A 16,591-nucleotide genomic window follows, 5' to 3' on the forward strand; every position below is an offset into this window, starting at 1 on the left:
AACAAGATTATGGAAAGGAAGCTTTTTAGAAACGAACACGATAAGATGATTGCCGGTGTAGCTTCAGGCCTTGCAGATTACATGCAAGTAGAGGTTACCATAATTAGATTGTTGTTTGCATTATCGGCTATTTTTATGGCCGGGGGTGGCTTAATAGCCTATATTATTATGTGGATTATTGTTCCGGTAAATAACGATCCGGCTTCAAGATTCTCGAAATTTAACGATTACTTTAACAAGAACAACCCAAATACGCCACCATTTGGAGCCGCTGATCCCTTTGCTTCTACAAATCCAAACTGGAGCCAGCCGATTAACGAAGGTGCAGAAAAAAAACCTTTTGAAACCCAGCCAGATTTTGGCAAGTTTAACAAACCAAATGATACTGGCCGTACCGTTGGAGGTTTATTGCTCTTAGTAATTGGATGTTTCTTTTTAATGCGTGAAATGGATTTTATTCCAGATTGGTTCAGCTTTAGAAACTTATTTAAGTTTATGTGGCCTCTAATTTTTATTGCCTTGGGTGTAAGCGTTATCGCCAAATCTAAGCGAAAAAATGAATGGAATGCGTTTCAGAACCAGCAAGCTACTGCAGAAGAAGAACCTAAAAAACCTGCAGATTTCTCAGATGCAATTGTTGTGGAAGAAACACCCAAAGATGAAAACAATTCAACCCCTACAAACCCTCAAATATAAATATTATGAAACTAGATAGATTAATTTGGGGTATAATCCTGCTTTTTATAGGCGGTGTACTCTTACTGGAAAACTTTGGCGTTATCGATTTTTACTGGCGCAATGTATGGAGCTTTTGGCCTCTGCTACTCATCATTTTTGGATTAAATATCCTTTTCAATAAAAATAATTCTCAAACCGGAAGTTTAATTTCAATTGGAGTTTTGGTAATCGGTTTATCATTTCTTTTTTATCGCGGACAACAGCCTCCAGAACATACTTCATGGTGGGGAAATCATCATTTTAAAAAAGATATTGATATTAATTTAGATGATGATGACAACGACAACGATAATGATGACAACGATCGTGATACCGCCTTTAGTAGTTTAAACCTTACACAGCCATTTGTATCTACCGAAAATGCTAAAAAAACGGTTTTAAATATATCAGGAGGTGGAATCTCTTTCAATCTTGATGGCGAAACGGATGAACTTATCCATGCAGATGTTAAAAAAAGACATGGCAATTTCTCGTTAAATAAAGTAGTTAGCGATAGCGCAACCGTTTTAACCTTTAAAATGGATGACAAGAAAAACAAATGGAATTTTGGAGATGGGGGTAACGATGTAGATTTCAAATTAAATAAAGCCCCTAACTGGGATGTAATTATGAAATTGGGTGCAGGTGAGGCCGATTTTGATTTTGCTGAATATAAAGTTCGTACCTTCCGTTTCGATGGGGGCGCAGCATCCTTAGATATAAAATTTGGAGATTTATTGCCAATTACCGATGTAATTGTAAAATCTGGCGTTGCCGATGTTAAAATAAAAGTTCCAACCAATTCAGGTTGTAGAATTAATACGAAAACCGGCTTATCGGCTAAAGATTTTGAAGGATTTGAAAAAATTAGCGATGGTGTTTATGAAACCTCAAACTATAAAACATCAACCAAAAAAATCTTTATCAATTTAGATGGTGGATTAAGTAACTTTGAAGTGAGCAGATACTAAAGCTCGAAGGTGAAAGCTTAAAGACTAAAGCCTGATGTTCGACTTTAATCTTAAAATCCAATGAATCTCGATCAGTACACAGTAGTTATTAACGGTAAACCCCAAGGGCCATATAATTTATCGGAGCTTAGTGATTTAAACATCTCACCGAATACATTTATCCGCAAACCCGGAATGGACGATTATAAAGAAGCTCATGCAATTCCCGAATTGCGTGAGCTTTTGGGTTTTAGCTTTCAGAAAACAGCACCACAGTATTTTGCGGCTTTTGACCAACGATTATTGGCTTCAGTAATTGATCATTTTTTAATCTTTGGCATTTATATTCTCTTAATTTTAATCAGCTTTATTTTTATAGAAGGAAAAGACCAAAGAATTATGGCCTTTCTTATTCCATTCCCGTCAATTTTTATAGTTAAATTAATTTATGGAATTTTTGCAGAATCCTCTGAAAAGCAGGCAACAATTGGCAAGAGGTTGATCGGGATCAAAGTAAGTGATTTAGAGGGCAGTAGAATTTCATTCGGAGTCTCAGCCATTAGAAATTTCTCTAAAATTTTATCGGTTCTACCGATTTTCTTTGGCTATTTATATAGCTTTTTAAATAAAAAACATCAGTGCTGGCATGATATTGCCGCAAATACACTGGTTATAAAAGATCGGCTAATTTAGTGTGTTAAAACTAGTATAGTAATCCAAACATCCACAACGGAATTTTATTTCCAATCCCTGCTTCCATATCATCATAAGCAATAAAGGAATTTTCTAAATCCATTACTTGCTTTGCCGATTTCCCTTTACCTCCAATTTCGAAAGTAAATTTATCGTCGATAAAAAAATCGCCTTTTAATGGTAAGCATACCTCATGCTGTGCGTTTTTTACCTGATTCATAAAAAAGGCTTCTCGCAAGGAACCTTTATCTACATTATTTGGACTAAGAGCGAACGACAGATTGGTGTTTTCTAAAAATATCTTATCGGGTTTTTGCAATGTGCTTATGCTTTTTCCGGCAGCCGAGGGCGAATTTATCAGTTTTGCTTTATTAAGATAATATAGATATTCTATAATCATGTTTCGACTTATTCCCGTTTTTTCACTAAGACTGCTAATATTGGGTTTAAAAGGAACATTTGTTGATAGGATATAGAGGAGTTGGTAAATTTTTCGAGAATGGTGCGGGTTAAATCCTGCTACAAACTGTAAATCTTCTTCAATAATCAGTCTTACAACTTTTTCTAATCGCAAATGGTAGGTATTGGTATTTTCTATAAAAAACGGGTAATAACCATATCTTAAAAAATCATTAAAGTGCTGTAAGGGTTTGAAATTTGAAATTAAGGTATTGGCAATCTCAACATGGTGGTTAAGCAAATCTTTAAATAAAATAGGTTCTACATTAGCAATGCCTGTAAAACTTAAAAATTCCCTATAAGATAAACCAGTTAATTCATATTGAACTGCTCTGCGGCTTAAATCTGTATTTTGCCTGGAAATATCAATTATTGAAGAACCCGTAAATACAATATTTATGTCTTTGTAAAAATCGTAGATGTTTTTTATTTCCTTTGCCCAATCCGGATATTTATGTATTTCATCAATAAACAATGTTTTTCCACCATTCTGTCTAAATTCTTTGGCAAAATCTGAAAGTAAGTTGTTCGTAAAATAAATATCATCCATCGTAATGTACATTGCCTCATTACTTAAGCCATATATAGATTTAATTCGCTGCAACATTAATGTTGTTTTTCCTGTTCCTCTAGCACCCAGTATACTTATTAATCTATCATCCCAATCTATAGTTTTTGCTAATGGTCTAATAATATCCGTAGCTTGTTGTTGAACAATTAGATTAGATTTTACTTTTAAATTTTCCATTTTGCTATAAATTTATAGCAAAAATAACAAAAAATGCTATTATTTTGTAGCAAAATAAGATTATACAATGTTTAAATAATAGTATTTTTGTGCAACGCCAAATGTCAACCCCCTAGTTGGTGGCTCACCAAACATTCCGTAACCCAAATTAAGACAAGATAATAATCTATAATTTAATCATCTCATCTAAAAACAATTTACAACTTTCCAACATTAAAACATTCCAACAATCCTTATCTTTGCAATCGCATGGAAAATTTATCGGTAAAGCATGATTTAGAGGGCGGATATTGCAATAGTTTAACGCAATATTCTAGGTTTTTAACCCGTGAAGTTAAAATTGGAGATATCGCTATGGGTGCTCATAATCCCATTCGAATCCAATCAATGACAACTACCGATACCATGAATACTTTGGCAACGGTAGAACAAACCATTAGAATGGTAGAATCCGGCAGTGAGTACGTTCGTATTACTGCACCAAGTATTAAGGAAGCCGAAAATTTGGCTAACATTAAAAAAGAGCTTCGCTATCTTGGTTACGATGTGCCATTAATTGCCGATATCCATTTTACCCCAAATGCTGCTGAAATGGCCGCAAGAATTGTAGAAAAGGTTCGTGTAAATCCAGGCAATTATGCCGATAAAAAGAAATTCGAAAATATAGAATATACTCAGGATACTTATGATGCCGAATTGGCAAGAATTTACAAAAAGTTTATTCCGCTGGTAAAAATCTGTAAGGAATATGGTACGGCCATGCGAATCGGAACCAATCACGGTTCGCTTTCCGATCGGATTATGAGCCATTATGGCGATACACCGAGAGGAATGGTAGAATCGGCAATGGAATTTATCCGCATGTGCGAGGACCAAAATTATTACAATCTGGTTATTTCCATGAAAGCCAGTAATACTCAGGTTATGGTTCAGGCTTATCGCCTGCTGGTGGAAACCATGACCAAAGAAGGCATGAATTATCCTTTGCATTTGGGCGTAACCGAAGCAGGTGATGGGGAAGATGGACGAATTAAATCTGCGGTTGGAATTGGTACCTTGCTTGAAGATGGGTTAGGCGATACCATTCGTGTATCTTTAACAGAAGATCCAGAATTTGAAGCACCTGTAGCAAAAGCATTGGCAGATCGGTATCCAAAAAGGGTTGAAAGACAAAAGTTAAAAGCTGAAAGTCATAAGATCGATGGTACATCATCCATTTTCCATGCCACATCTTCCATTAAAACCTATTCTCCTTATTCCTATTCAAGAAGAATTAGTGAATCTGTCCAGCATATTGGTGGGCATCACCACCCGGTTGTGATGATTGATGTTTCTAAAGAAAATCTTAAAGACCCATACTTTTTAAATTCAGTAGGATACAATTATAGCGCAGGTTTAGATAAATATAATCTAGCAGATCAAGCTTGCGATTTGGTTTATTTGGGTGATAATCTTCCATCATTCTCCTTTCCGGGAAACTTGAAACAGATTTATAATTACCAAACCTGGTTGGGCTTAAAGGATAAAAATAATTGTCACCCACTGTTTTCTTTAGAAGAATTTAATAAAACTGGTGTTAAGGACGAGTCTATAAATTTTGTTGAAATTGATTCTACACAATTAAACAATTTAATAATTAACCAGTTAAACAACGTGGTACTCATCCTAAAAACCTCTGCATTGCACGGTATGGCTGAGCAAAGAGCGTTTTTTGTTGCTTTACAACAACAGAATATTCAGGTACCCGTAATTATAAAAAGAACCTATTCTGATTTAGATGCAGATCATTTAATGCTTTATTCGGCAACAGATCTTGGCGCACTGTTTACAGATGGTTTTGGAGATGGAATTTGGATTGATGCTCCTGGTCAAAATTTGGCTTTAATCAATTCGACTAGTTTCGGTATTTTACAAGCAACACGAACACGCATAAGTAAAACTGAATACATTTCTTGCCCGAGCTGTGGCAGAACGCTTTTCGATTTACAGGAAACCACTCAGCTTATCCGTTCCAGAACAGATCATTTAAAAGGACTTAAAATCGGCATTATGGGTTGTATCGTAAATGGTCCGGGTGAAATGGCTGATGCTGATTATGGTTATGTAGGTACAGGGCCAGATAAGATAACTTTGTATCGTGGTCAGGAAGTGGTTAAGAAAAACGTAAACACAGCTTTTGCTTTGGATGAATTGATTGACATTATAAAAGGTGATGGGAATTGGGTAGAGAAAGTTTAAGCTTGAATTCGAAATTAAGGGATTTCGCATTTTTTCCATTTATGGTTGCCGATTGGTAAGGCCTAAGCATTAAATCTCCGTTCTACTTAAATCCGGCCTAACAAATTTTTGGGCATGAAGTTTCCGGGCCAACTTGCTGACTTTAATACAAAAATTTTCAGCCGGCAATTTTTGTTTCTTTCTGTTGTCAAAAAGAAAAGAGCCTGTCCGGCCAGGACAACAAAACATCATCTTATATTTTCTAACTAATAAACCTAAATTACCTTAATGAAAATCCCAGAGTTCCAATCCATATTTAATGAACTTAGAAACTGGCTAAGTAGCAGGGGTCTTGCGGGTAACGAACTTATTTACTCTTATTTCTTTATCGGATTAGTTGGTGTTACACTATTTCTATTCATTACCATATTCATAACCAGACAGGTTTTTATTGGAGCAGTAAAAGGCGCAAGAACCAAATCCAATTGGCAAATAGCCTTATTCGAGTTTAGGGTTTTTAGAGCATTTGCATTAATTTTTGGTGCATACATTATCTACAATGCTGTTCCATTTGTTTTTATAGATTTTAAAAACTGGCTTTTTTATGCGTTAATTTTTGCCAGAATCTATATCGTTTTGGCTGTAATGTTTGCAATAAATGCATTTTTAAATGCCTTGGTTTCTATAATGGAAGCCTCCAGAAAATATGCCGATAAACCCATCAGAAGTTACAAGCAGGTGGCTAAAATCGTATTTTATATTGTTGGGTTTGTACTGATTCTCTCCATTATTCTGAACGAATCTCCTGTGTATATTTTCGGTGGATTTGGAGCTGTAACTGCTGTGTTCATTTTGGTTTTTCGCGATCCTATTCTGGGTTTTGTGGCATCCGTGCAAATGAGTGCGATAGATTTGGTTCGGGTAGGAGATTGGATTACAGTAGAAAAGTACGGTGCCGATGGAGAAGTAACGGAAATTAATTTAACTACAATTAAAGTTCGAAACTGGGATAAAACCGTAACCATTGTTCCGAGTTATGCTATTGTAAGTGAGTCGTTTAAAAATTGGCGGGCGATGGAAGAAAGTGAGGGAAGAAGAATTAAACGCCACATTAATATTAAAATCTCGAGCATAAAATTTTGTGATGAAGAATTGATTGGTCGTTTAAAAAGCATAGATTTTTTAAAAGATTACCTTAAAGAAACCCAGCTTCAAATAGAAACGTTCAATGCGGAAAATACTGTAAACCCAAACAATCTGGTTAACGGTAGGCACATGACTAACATTGGAACGTTTAGGGTTTATGCAGAGAAATATTTGGAAAGTAATCCTTTTATTAATACCGATTTAACTTTTATGGTTCGCCAGTTGCAGGCCACTGAGAACGGACTCCCGATAGAAATTTATGTATTCTCAAAAGAGAAGGGTTTAAAGAAATTTGAAGAAGTTGCTGCAGATATTTTTGATCATCTTTTGGCTGCGGTTCCATATTTTGATTTAGAGATTTTCCAAAGCCCAAGCGGAAGCGACATGCGTGATTTTGTGAGGAGAGGGAATGATTAAAACGATTGTCATTCTGAACGCAGAGAAGAATCCCTAACCTATTGTCTTTACACTAAAATATAGCATTGCTATTTTTGACGATGGGTTAATTAAGGATTGCGTTTTATCGCTTAGAGATTCTTCGCAAACTCAGAATGACAGACATTGTTATTCCCTCAGAAACAACAAACACTTTTCGCAAACCTTAAATAAAAGCGGCGGTAAGGTTTCGCCATCATAAGGTTGTGTTGCTCCATAAACATGATTTGCAGCTTCAATTTTAACCAATCTGCTATTTGGATTAGCATCTGCCAATTTTTGTGCATGTTCAAAAGGAACGTTTACATCATCATCGCCTTGAACAATTAACCACGGAATATTGATGCGTTTTGAGGCATTCAGAATATCGAAGGTTTCTGCATTTTCTTCAAAATCTTTGAGCAATGATACATTTAAAGGCATTTGTTCTTTGGTTCTTGCATTAACAACGAAAATTTTTCCTGTCTTTTTCCATTCCGATTCTTGCTCCTTTTTCCAAAGACTGTTAAAACTAGAAATGGCACTCCAGGTAATTAATTTGTTAATTCGTAAATCGTTCGAAGCTTCGATTATTGCCAAACCACCGCCACGACTATGACCAATTAAATTGATTTCTGTTTCTTTGCCATAAGCTTTTTCAATAAAATCGAGCACGGCGTTCACATCGAAAAGTTCTTTTGAAACGGTATTGCTGGCGAAAGTTGCCATATCAGTAACATCTTTCGGGTTATCGGTAGGAACACCGCTATGCGATAAATTAAATTTGATATACCGATATCCGTTGCTGGCAAAGTAGCGAGCCACCAAATTATGAGCGCCCCAATCTTTAAATCCTTTAAAGCCATGAACAAAAAGTACGATTGGCGTATTTGGATTTTTATCATCAAATGTGATGTCGCCTATAATTAATTTTCCATCTGCGCCACTAAGGCTAAATTTACTTTGTGTTATCATAGTTTTAAGAAATAGGTTCAAATTATAAACCTACGAAATCGAATTTTGTTATATTTTACCTATTGAGATTTTTAAAGGCTTTGAGGGGTAATTCCCCTCTTTAAGAGGGGTGCCCAAAGGGCGGGGTGTTTATATTTCCTGCACCATCCCAAATTCTATAAACCCGATAAAAGTGGAAATACTTTTTGTTGCAGGTCTTCGACAAGCTCAGACTGACAATTACAAAAAGATTGGAACGAATAGCGGGACTAACCTTAATATGAAATACAGAACCTTGCTTTTCTAGTCGTACAATTATATTCTAAAATTAATGATTTACCATTAAAGAAATCATAGTCACCTGATTTTGGAAGCCTTAGGAATTAAACCTTACCAGGATTTCTGAAATAATACCAAGCCCACCAAATAAAAAATACCTGAAACGGCAATCTCAGCCATGCGATAAATGGCATAATCAAAATTTCGCCAAGCATAAAAGGCGCAATCTTGATCATGTAAATATGAACGGGTATAAAAGCAAGAAGCATTAAGATTATGAATAGTGATGCGAGTTTTCTGGTATTTGAGAACAGCAATAAAATGCCCAGAATAATTTCAACAATGCCAGATAGGTAAATTAAAAATTCATGGGCGGGCAACCATTTCGGCATTATGGCGTAATACCCATTGGTGGAGATAAAGTGATTACAGCCCGCAAGGATATAGAATACGGCATAAATGAGGAGAAAAATTTTATAACGCATGAATATTTGTAGTTATAGTCTATTTATTTAAAACCGTTCTAAATTGATGTAAATTACAGGTTAATGACAGTCACATGCCTTGACCATGTTACTTTTGTATCCCGATAATAGTTAATAACGGAAGCACTTGGAATATTTAAAAGTAATCGCTTTTACGCATCACCACATCGACCTAAAATCTTTAGGGAAGTTAGTTATTTGTGATGAGAGTCTGGATAACAGGTTGAAGAATATTCAAACGGAACTTCCCGTTAGCGAAATTTTTTACATAGGTACCTGTAACCGTGTAGAATTTGTTTTTCTTACCAAAGAAAAAACCGATAAAGAATTTGTAACCAAGTTCCTTACTGTTTTGGATATGGGCTTGCCGGCAGAGTTTATGGAACGTTTCCTAGATAATGTTACGGTTTACGAAAACGAAGAAGCTTTTAATCACCTTTTACGCACATCCTGCTCTTTAGAAAGTTTGGTGGTTGGCGAAAAGGAAATTCTTGCTCAAATCCGTAAAGCTTACGAAAATTGCAGAGATGCCGGTTTTACAGGCGATTATATGCGCATGATTATGGATCGTGTGGTTAAAACAGCGAAAGAAGTTTACACACACACCAACATCTCTAAAAATCCCGTTTCTGTTGTTTCCTTGGCTTATCGCAAGTTAAAAGAATTAAACATGTGTGGCAATTCACGCATCTTAATTATTGGAGCCGGCGAAACCAATCAAAATATTGCAAAATACCTCAACAAGCATAAATATTCTAATTTCTCCATTTTCAACCGTACCCTTTCTAAAGCCGAAACCTTGGCAGAAGAGTTAAACGGTAAAGCATATCATTTAGATGCTCTAGAAAATTTTACTGAGGGTTTCGATGTTATTATAACTTGTACAGGTTCTACCGAAGCAATTATTACTGAAGAACTTTATGCTAAACTGCTTAATGGCGATACAGGTAAAAAGGTAATTGTCGATTTGGCAATCCCTAACGATGTTGCGCCTGCCGTTGTTCATAATCACCCAATTCATTATATCGAGGTAGAATCTTTAAAAGAAGTTGCCCGAAAAAATATCCAGGAACGTTATAATGAACTGGTTCATGCCGAAGACATTATTAGTGCAAACATTGCCGAATTCTTCACGGTTTTAAAACAACGCCGTATTGAATTAGCAATGCAGGATGTTCCCCGCAAGATTAAGGAAATTAAGAACACAGCCATGAACGGTGTATTTGCAGATGAAATTAGTCAGATGGATGAAGCATCTCGCGAAGTTTTAGAGCGTGTGATGAACTACATGGAGAAAAAATGCATCAGCGTTCCTATGATAATGGCCAAAGAAATTTTGGTTAATCAATCTTAGGTTATAACCAATTTTTATACTGTCGTCATTGCGAGGCACGAAGCAATCTTAAAGCGCTGGGTTAGTGTGCTGTAATTTTCAGTGTTACTCCTTAAATGATATAATAATTTGAAAAGCAGTCTTATGTGCTTTTCGGTTAATTCACCCCCGCTTTCCGTTTCAATCTTTTTAAACTTCGGTCGTTCTCCAATTATCGTCATTGCGAGGAGGATCGACGTGGCAATCTTTTTCGTTAGCTCATTAAAAAAGTATTTACACTTTGCTGAGGGCATCCCTTTGGTACAATCGGGTTTAAAGAACTTCATTCAGTAACCCTTTCGAACTATCCTCCTAATCATATCGTCATGCTGAATTATTTCAGCATCTGAATGGAATAGAAGATATCCCTGGCATAAATGTCAATTAACAATCAATAAACGCAGTAACTCTGTAACCTCACTGTCTCATTTTTAAACATTTTACCAGATAAAGCCGTATTTAGTTAGATTTGCAGATCATTTAACAAAACAGTGAAGAAATTAACCATCGGAACACGCGGCAGCGACCTTGCTTTATGGCAGGCCAATCATATTAAAGATGAATTGGCTTTAATCGGAATAGAAGCCGAAATTAAAATCATTAAAACACAGGGCGATAAAATCCTGAACTTAAGATTGGATAAATTAGAGGGCAAAGGCTTTTTTACAAAAGAACTGGAAGAAGAACTTTTGGGCGGAACAATCGATTTGGCTGTACACTGCCTTAAAGATCTGCCAACTACGCATCCTGCTGGTTTAACCATTGCTGCAATCCCACCTCGAGAAGAAGCAACAGAATATCTTTTAATCTTAAAGGATTGTGTCGATGTTTCACAAAAGCTTTCTTTGAAAAAAGGTGCAATGGTGGGTACATCATCCAACAGAAGAAAAGCACAGCTTTTAGGCCTACGTTCTGATTTGGAAATTGAAGATTTACGCGGAAACGTTCCAACCCGCATTCAAAAACTACGTGATGAAGATTACGATGCAATTATGTTGGCGAAAGCTGGCATTAAACGCCTGGGTTTAGATGTTAGTGAATTTCATGTAGAAGAATTAGAACCGACTGAATTTGTTCCTGCGCCAGCTCAAGGTGCTTTGGCAATTCAAATCAGAGAAAATGATACAGAACTTTTTAACGCACTTCAAAAATTGCACGACCCTGCAACAGCTGAAGAAGTTGGTGTAGAGCGTAAAGTGCTAAACATTTTTGAAGGCGGTTGCCATATGCCTTTAGGCTGTTATTGCAAAAAAGAAGATGGCGCTTTTGAGGTATGGACATCTAAAGCAGAAACTGCTGAAGATTTTCCGGAGCGTTTATTCTTACGTGCTGAAACAACGGAGGGTTTGGCAGAAAAAATTGTAGCTAAATTTTCTAAAGAAAGAAAGAAGCCTGCTAAAGTTTTCATCTCTCGCGAGATTGGTGAACACAGTTATTTCCGTAAAGCTTTAGAAAACAATAATATTGAAATTGAGGGCCGTTCGTTAATTCGTACGTTTCCTATTGTTACCGTTTTAGACCAATTTATTCTAAAAAACATCGATTGGATCTTTTTTAGCAGTAGAAATAGCGTGGAATATTTCTTCAATTTAAAACCTCAGTTACCAAAGAAAACACAATTTGGTGTTGTTGGCAGAGGTTCAGAAGATGCCTTGCGTAAGTTTGGTCATTTTGCGGATTTTGTAGGCACAAGTGGCGATATTACTGAGGTTGCGGATGATTTCGCTAAATTGGTTTCAGGCAAGAATGTCCTCTTTCCAAGAGCACAGGATTCTTTGCAGTCGATTCAAAAATCTTTACCGGCAGATGCTAAAATTATCGATTTGCCAATTTATGAGACGGTAATTGAAGAAGATATTGACCAAAGCTATGCCGATGTTTTGATTTTTACCAGCCCATCTAATGTTGATGCTTATTTTGCTGATAATTTATTGGAGCCTGGACAGCAGGTTATTGCGATTGGAAATTCTACAGGAAAGAAATTTGATGAAATGGGCGTAACTTATGCCTTGCCGTATTCGCCTGATGAAATTGGATTGGCTGAAGCAGTTTTTGGAATAGAAATTAAATAAGGAAGTCCGAAGACGGAGGTCAGAAGTTTGGAAGCTGAAAGACTAAAGCGAAAAGCTTAGCCATATCTTCATTGCGAGGTACAGTTTTTTGACTACTAGAGAAAGAAGTCTTAGTATAGACATTTAGCCGCAACCTTGAATATTGCTGTCATGCTGAGGCACGAAGCATCTGCAACCGATGAAACAGATTCTTCGTTCCTCAGAATGACAGGCGTTCAAAAATAATACTCAAGTCTTGATACTTGATAACAATTACTAATACACTCGCTAAGCCCTCACCTTTGGGGTGGGTTGGGTGAGGCTTTAATACTATAAACATGTTACATCGTCCGAGAAGATTAAGGAAAAACCCGTTGGTTAGAGAGATGGTAGCCGAAACCCGACTATCGAAAGATATGTTTGTGTACCCTTATTTTGTGGTGCCAGGAACGAATGTTACGCATGCTATTGATGCCATGCCGGGCGTAAACCATTATTCGGTTGATGCTTTGGTTAAGGATGTTGAAGCGGGATTGAAAAAAGGCTTAAATAAAATTATGCTTTTTGGTGTGGGTGATGAAAAATCTGCTGATGCAAAATCGGCTTACCACGATCATTCATTAGTTCCAACTGCGGTACGCGAACTTAAAAAACAATTCGGAGAAGATTTATATGTAATCACTGATGTTTGCGTTTGTTCTTATACCACTCACGGTCATTGCGGCATTATGGAGGACGATTATGTTCAAAATGACAAAACCGTTGATGTAATTGCAAAAATGGCCTTAACACATGCACAGGCTGGTGCTGATATGTTCGCCCCATCGGATATGATGGATGGTAGAATCGAGGCGATGCGTAATGTATTGGATGAAAATGGTTTTGTAAATGCGGCCATTATGAGCCATGCCACAAAGTTTGCATCTGCATATTATGGGCCGTTTAGAGAAGCTGCCGATTGTGCGCCAAGTAAAGGAGATAGAAAAGCATACCAAATGGATTTCAGAAACCCATTAGAAGCGATGCGTGAAGCACAGTTGGATGAACAGGAAGGTGCTGATGTTTTGATGGTTAAACCCGGACTGGCTTATTTGGACATTATTCAACGGTTGAAACAGGATACCAATTTGCCAATTGCAGTTTACAATGTTTCGGGTGAATATTCGATGGTTAAAGCTGCTGCGGAACGTGGCTGGATTGACGAACAAAAAGTAGTAATGGAAACCATGTATGCATTTGCCAGAGCAGGCGCTAGCATTATTACGACCTACCACATTAAAGATATTTTAAATAACGATTGGCTTTAAAGAGTTGTAAGTTATAGGTTTTAAGTTTTACGTTTTAACGTAAGTTTAGAACTTACTACTTACCATTTAAACGACGAGTTGAAATTTAGGTTTAGTTTATGCGTTTGGCACTTACTTAAAACTTAATACGTACAACTTAAAACTTACTATGATGTTAGATTCATTAAAGAAAATGTTTTCAGGCAACGAGGCCGATATTCCGGTAAATACAGGAAGCAAACCTGATATTTCTAGAGTAAAATCTGCAGAATTGTACGAGAAATCAAAAACGTATTTTCCAGGAGGTGTGAATTCGCCTGTTAGGGCTTTTAAATCTGTTTACGGAACACCGCTTTTTATTGAAAAGGGCGATGGCTGCTACATTTGGGATGCCGATGGAAACCAATTTATTGATTTTTGTGGAAGTTGGGGGCCATTGATTTTAGGCCATAACAATCCTAAAATCCGTGAAAAAGTTACTGAAGTGATGCAAAACGGAATGAGTTTTGGCGCACCAACAGCTTTGGAAAACGAACTGGCAGAATTGATTATTAAAAACAATCGTTTCGTTGAAAAAATTCGCTTCACAAGCTCCGGTACAGAAGCTGTAATGTCAGCGATTCGTTTGGCAAGAGGTTTTACAGGTAGAGACAAAATTTTAAAATTCGAAGGTTGTTACCACGGTCATAGCGATTCGCTTTTGGTTAAAGCGGGTTCTGGTTTGGTTACATTTGGCGAAACCTCTTCTGCAGGTGTACCAAAATCTTTTGCTGAAGAAACGATTGTGATTCCTTTGAATGATACAACGGCTATTGAGCAAGCTTTTGCGCAATTTAAAGATCAGATAGCTGCGGTAATTATTGAGGGCATTCCTGCTAATAACGGCTTGATCATGCAAGATGAGGAATACATTCACTTCTTAAGCAAGATCTGTAAGGATAATGGTTCTTTACTGATTTTTGATGAAGTAATTACAGGTTTCCGTGTTGGCTTTGAAGGTGCTGCGGCATATTATGGGGTTAAACCTGATATTGTTACTTATGGTAAAATTATTGGTGGAGGTTTGCCAGTTGGTATGTACGGTGCTTCTGCAGAAATTATGGGTCATATTTCTCCTGATGGTGGCGTTTACCAGGCAGGAACATTATCTGGAAATCCGGTGGCGATGGCTGCAGGTATTGCAACTTTGACTGAATTGAATAAATCTGGTTTTTACAAAGATTTGAATAACAAGACACAAGAATTTGTAGCCAGTATTCAACGTTTTGCTGCGGCTAGAAGCTATAAATTTAAAGTATTTACAGTAGGTTCTATTTTTTGGTTTGCATTTACTGAAAAGGATAAAATTCAATCTGCTGATGATATTGACGCAAGCAGCATGGACAAATTTAAAATCATGCACCGTGAGTTGTTGAATAGGGGAATATATTTGGGCCCATCGGGATATGAAGTTGGTTTCGTATCTTCAGCACATACAAAGATAGAATTGGAGAAAGCAAAGAGAGCAATATTTGAGGCGTTAGACTTGGTGTTTAAGAAATAGCATCAGCCCTTGCGACTGATAGTTTACCATAGAGAACACGGGGTTTTTCACAGAGGATAAGATTTAACCATATAAGGCATATAAGAAATATAAGCTTAAGAAGTCGAATCGGAGACTTTGAGGGGATTCCCCTCTTTCAGAGGGGTGCCTGAAAGGCGGGGTGGTTCTTTTATTTATGGCACAATCCCAAGTTCTCTAAACCTGATTGAAGTGGAAATACTTTTGAATAAACCTCGTAGGTTTTTAAAACCTACGAGGTTTGAGAAGATTGCAACGAAAAGCGGGGCTGAAATAACCAAAACGTACAGAAACTTGCTTTCGAATAATAAGAATTAAATGTTTCGCAAGGACACAAACCATTGCGAAAATTAATAAATTAAAGCCCCTTTAGGGGTTGGGGTGTATGAAGAAATCCATTATCATATTTTACGCATTATTACTTTACGCATTAATTCAGCTTATTTCATGGGGTACTTTGGTGGTGCGTTTACAGCCAAGCCGAATGACGATGATTATGGGCGAGGGATCTGTATTTCTATTTCTGCTTTGCATCGGCGGTTATTTTCTGCATCAATCGTTAAAGCGTGAAGATAAGTTAAGGGAGCAACAACAGAACTTCCTGATGTCGATTACGCATGAATTGAAGTCGCCTTTAGCGGCTATAAAACTTTCTATACAGACTATTGTTAAAAGAGATTTAGATAAGGCAAGGCAAACATCTTTATTGAATAATTCGTTAAAAGATATAGAGCGTTTGGATGATTTGGTTGAAAATATGTTGTTGGCAACCAAAATTGAAAACCGTTCCTACACTTTTCCGAAAGAGGAATTTAATTTCTCGGAACTGGTTTATAAAATTACAGACAGGTTGCAAGTTCATTCTTGTGGCAACGAACAACTAATAAATGCGCATATTCAGCCAAATTTGCAGATATTGGGTGACAAATTTGCCTTATCGTCAGTTGTGACGAATTTGATCGAAAATGCAGTTAAATATTCAAGTCCTTGTGACGAGATAAATGTGCATTTAGATAAGGTTGACGGACATATTCAATTAAGTGTTATAGATAAGGGGCCGGGTATTTCAGATGCCGAAAAAATGTTGATATTTGATAAGTTTTACCGCGTTGGTAATGAGAATGTCAGAAAAGCGAAAGGAACAGGTTTAGGCTTGTTTATTGTGAAAGAGGTTTTACAATACCATGATGCAGATATTACAGTTAAAGACAATTTGCCCCAAGGAAGTATTTTTGAAGTAACATTTAGTTAATCTCAAT

13 protein-coding genes are annotated in these 16,591 nt (G+C 36.8%); 10 read left to right on the plus strand and 3 right to left on the minus strand.

Translation table 11 applies throughout. The annotated features are described in order from the left end of the window. Nucleotides 1–9 precede the first annotated feature (9 nt). Genes DF947_RS21050 through DF947_RS21060 form a run of 3 tightly spaced genes read left to right on the plus strand, consistent with a single transcriptional unit; the run spans nt 10 to nt 2,360 of the window. Nucleotides 10–696: a PspC domain-containing protein gene (locus DF947_RS21050; RefSeq protein ID WP_158526308.1), complete on the plus strand. Its 687-nt coding sequence runs from the start codon at nt 10–12 to the stop codon at nt 694–696. A gap of 5 nt (nt 697–701) precedes the next feature. Then, nucleotides 702–1,688 (plus strand): LiaF transmembrane domain-containing protein, encoded by a 987-nt coding sequence (locus DF947_RS21055; protein ID WP_109932727.1) that lies wholly within the window; start codon nt 702–704, stop codon nt 1,686–1,688. A 60-nt stretch (nt 1,689–1,748) separates the two neighbouring features. Then, a complete protein-coding gene (locus tag DF947_RS21060; RefSeq protein ID WP_109932729.1) occupies nt 1,749–2,360 on the plus strand; it encodes an RDD family protein in 612 nt (203 codons plus the stop codon). 10 nt (nt 2,361–2,370) lie between these two features. Here DF947_RS21060 and DF947_RS21065 read toward each other — a convergent pair whose 3' ends face one another. Beyond that, a complete protein-coding gene (locus tag DF947_RS21065) occupies nt 2,371–3,567 on the minus strand; it encodes an ATP-binding protein (protein ID WP_109932731.1) in 1,197 nt (398 codons plus the stop codon). Nucleotides 3,568–3,816: 249 nt separating this feature from the next. On the opposite strand from DF947_RS21065, the gene ispG reads away from it, so the two are divergent. Together ispG and DF947_RS21075 are read left to right on the plus strand one after the other, a co-directional pair. Beyond that, on the plus strand, nt 3,817–5,805 hold the full coding sequence (ispG, locus tag DF947_RS21070; protein WP_109932733.1) for a (E)-4-hydroxy-3-methylbut-2-enyl-diphosphate synthase: 1,989 nt from the start codon (nt 3,817–3,819) through the stop codon (nt 5,803–5,805). Nucleotides 5,806–6,072: 267 nt separating this feature from the next. Then, the gene (locus tag DF947_RS21075; RefSeq protein WP_109932735.1) at nt 6,073–7,347 is read left to right on the plus strand and encodes a mechanosensitive ion channel family protein; all 1,275 of its coding nucleotides are present in this window, start codon (nt 6,073–6,075) and stop codon (nt 7,345–7,347) included. 147 nt (nt 7,348–7,494) lie between these two features. On the opposite strand, the gene DF947_RS21080 is transcribed toward DF947_RS21075, so the two are convergent. Together DF947_RS21080 and DF947_RS21085 are read right to left on the minus strand one after the other, a co-directional pair. Then, the gene (locus tag DF947_RS21080; RefSeq protein WP_109932737.1) at nt 7,495–8,319 is read right to left on the minus strand and encodes an alpha/beta hydrolase family protein; all 825 of its coding nucleotides are present in this window, start codon (nt 8,317–8,319) and stop codon (nt 7,495–7,497) included. 362 nt (nt 8,320–8,681) lie between these two features. After that, complete coding sequence (locus DF947_RS21085) at nt 8,682–9,062, minus strand: DoxX family protein (protein WP_109932739.1); 381 nt, start codon at nt 9,060–9,062, stop codon at nt 8,682–8,684. 127 nt (nt 9,063–9,189) lie between these two features. Here DF947_RS21085 and hemA point away from each other — a divergent pair, with 127 nt between their 5' ends. The 5 genes from hemA to DF947_RS21115 all read left to right on the plus strand — a co-directional run bounded on the left by hemA (nt 9,190) and on the right by DF947_RS21115 (nt 16,584). Next, complete coding sequence (hemA, locus tag DF947_RS21090; RefSeq protein ID WP_109932741.1) at nt 9,190–10,416, plus strand: glutamyl-tRNA reductase; 1,227 nt, start codon at nt 9,190–9,192, stop codon at nt 10,414–10,416. 509 nt (nt 10,417–10,925) lie between these two features. Then, nucleotides 10,926–12,506 (plus strand): hydroxymethylbilane synthase, encoded by a 1,581-nt coding sequence (hemC, locus tag DF947_RS21100; protein ID WP_109932745.1) that lies wholly within the window; start codon nt 10,926–10,928, stop codon nt 12,504–12,506. 317 nt (nt 12,507–12,823) lie between these two features. Then, on the plus strand, nt 12,824–13,792 hold the full coding sequence (gene hemB, locus DF947_RS21105) for a porphobilinogen synthase (protein ID WP_109932747.1): 969 nt from the start codon (nt 12,824–12,826) through the stop codon (nt 13,790–13,792). Nucleotides 13,793–13,943: 151 nt separating this feature from the next. Then, nucleotides 13,944–15,314 (plus strand): glutamate-1-semialdehyde 2,1-aminomutase, encoded by a 1,371-nt coding sequence (gene hemL / locus DF947_RS21110; protein WP_109932749.1) that lies wholly within the window; start codon nt 13,944–13,946, stop codon nt 15,312–15,314. A gap of 403 nt (nt 15,315–15,717) precedes the next feature. Further along, on the plus strand, nt 15,718–16,584 hold the full coding sequence (locus DF947_RS21115; protein WP_109932751.1) for a sensor histidine kinase: 867 nt from the start codon (nt 15,718–15,720) through the stop codon (nt 16,582–16,584). Nucleotides 16,585–16,591 lie beyond the last annotated feature (7 nt).

This window comes from Pedobacter paludis, from assembly GCF_003173575.1.
In the GTDB taxonomy this organism is placed as follows: Bacteria; Bacteroidota; Bacteroidia; order Sphingobacteriales; family Sphingobacteriaceae; genus Pedobacter; species Pedobacter paludis.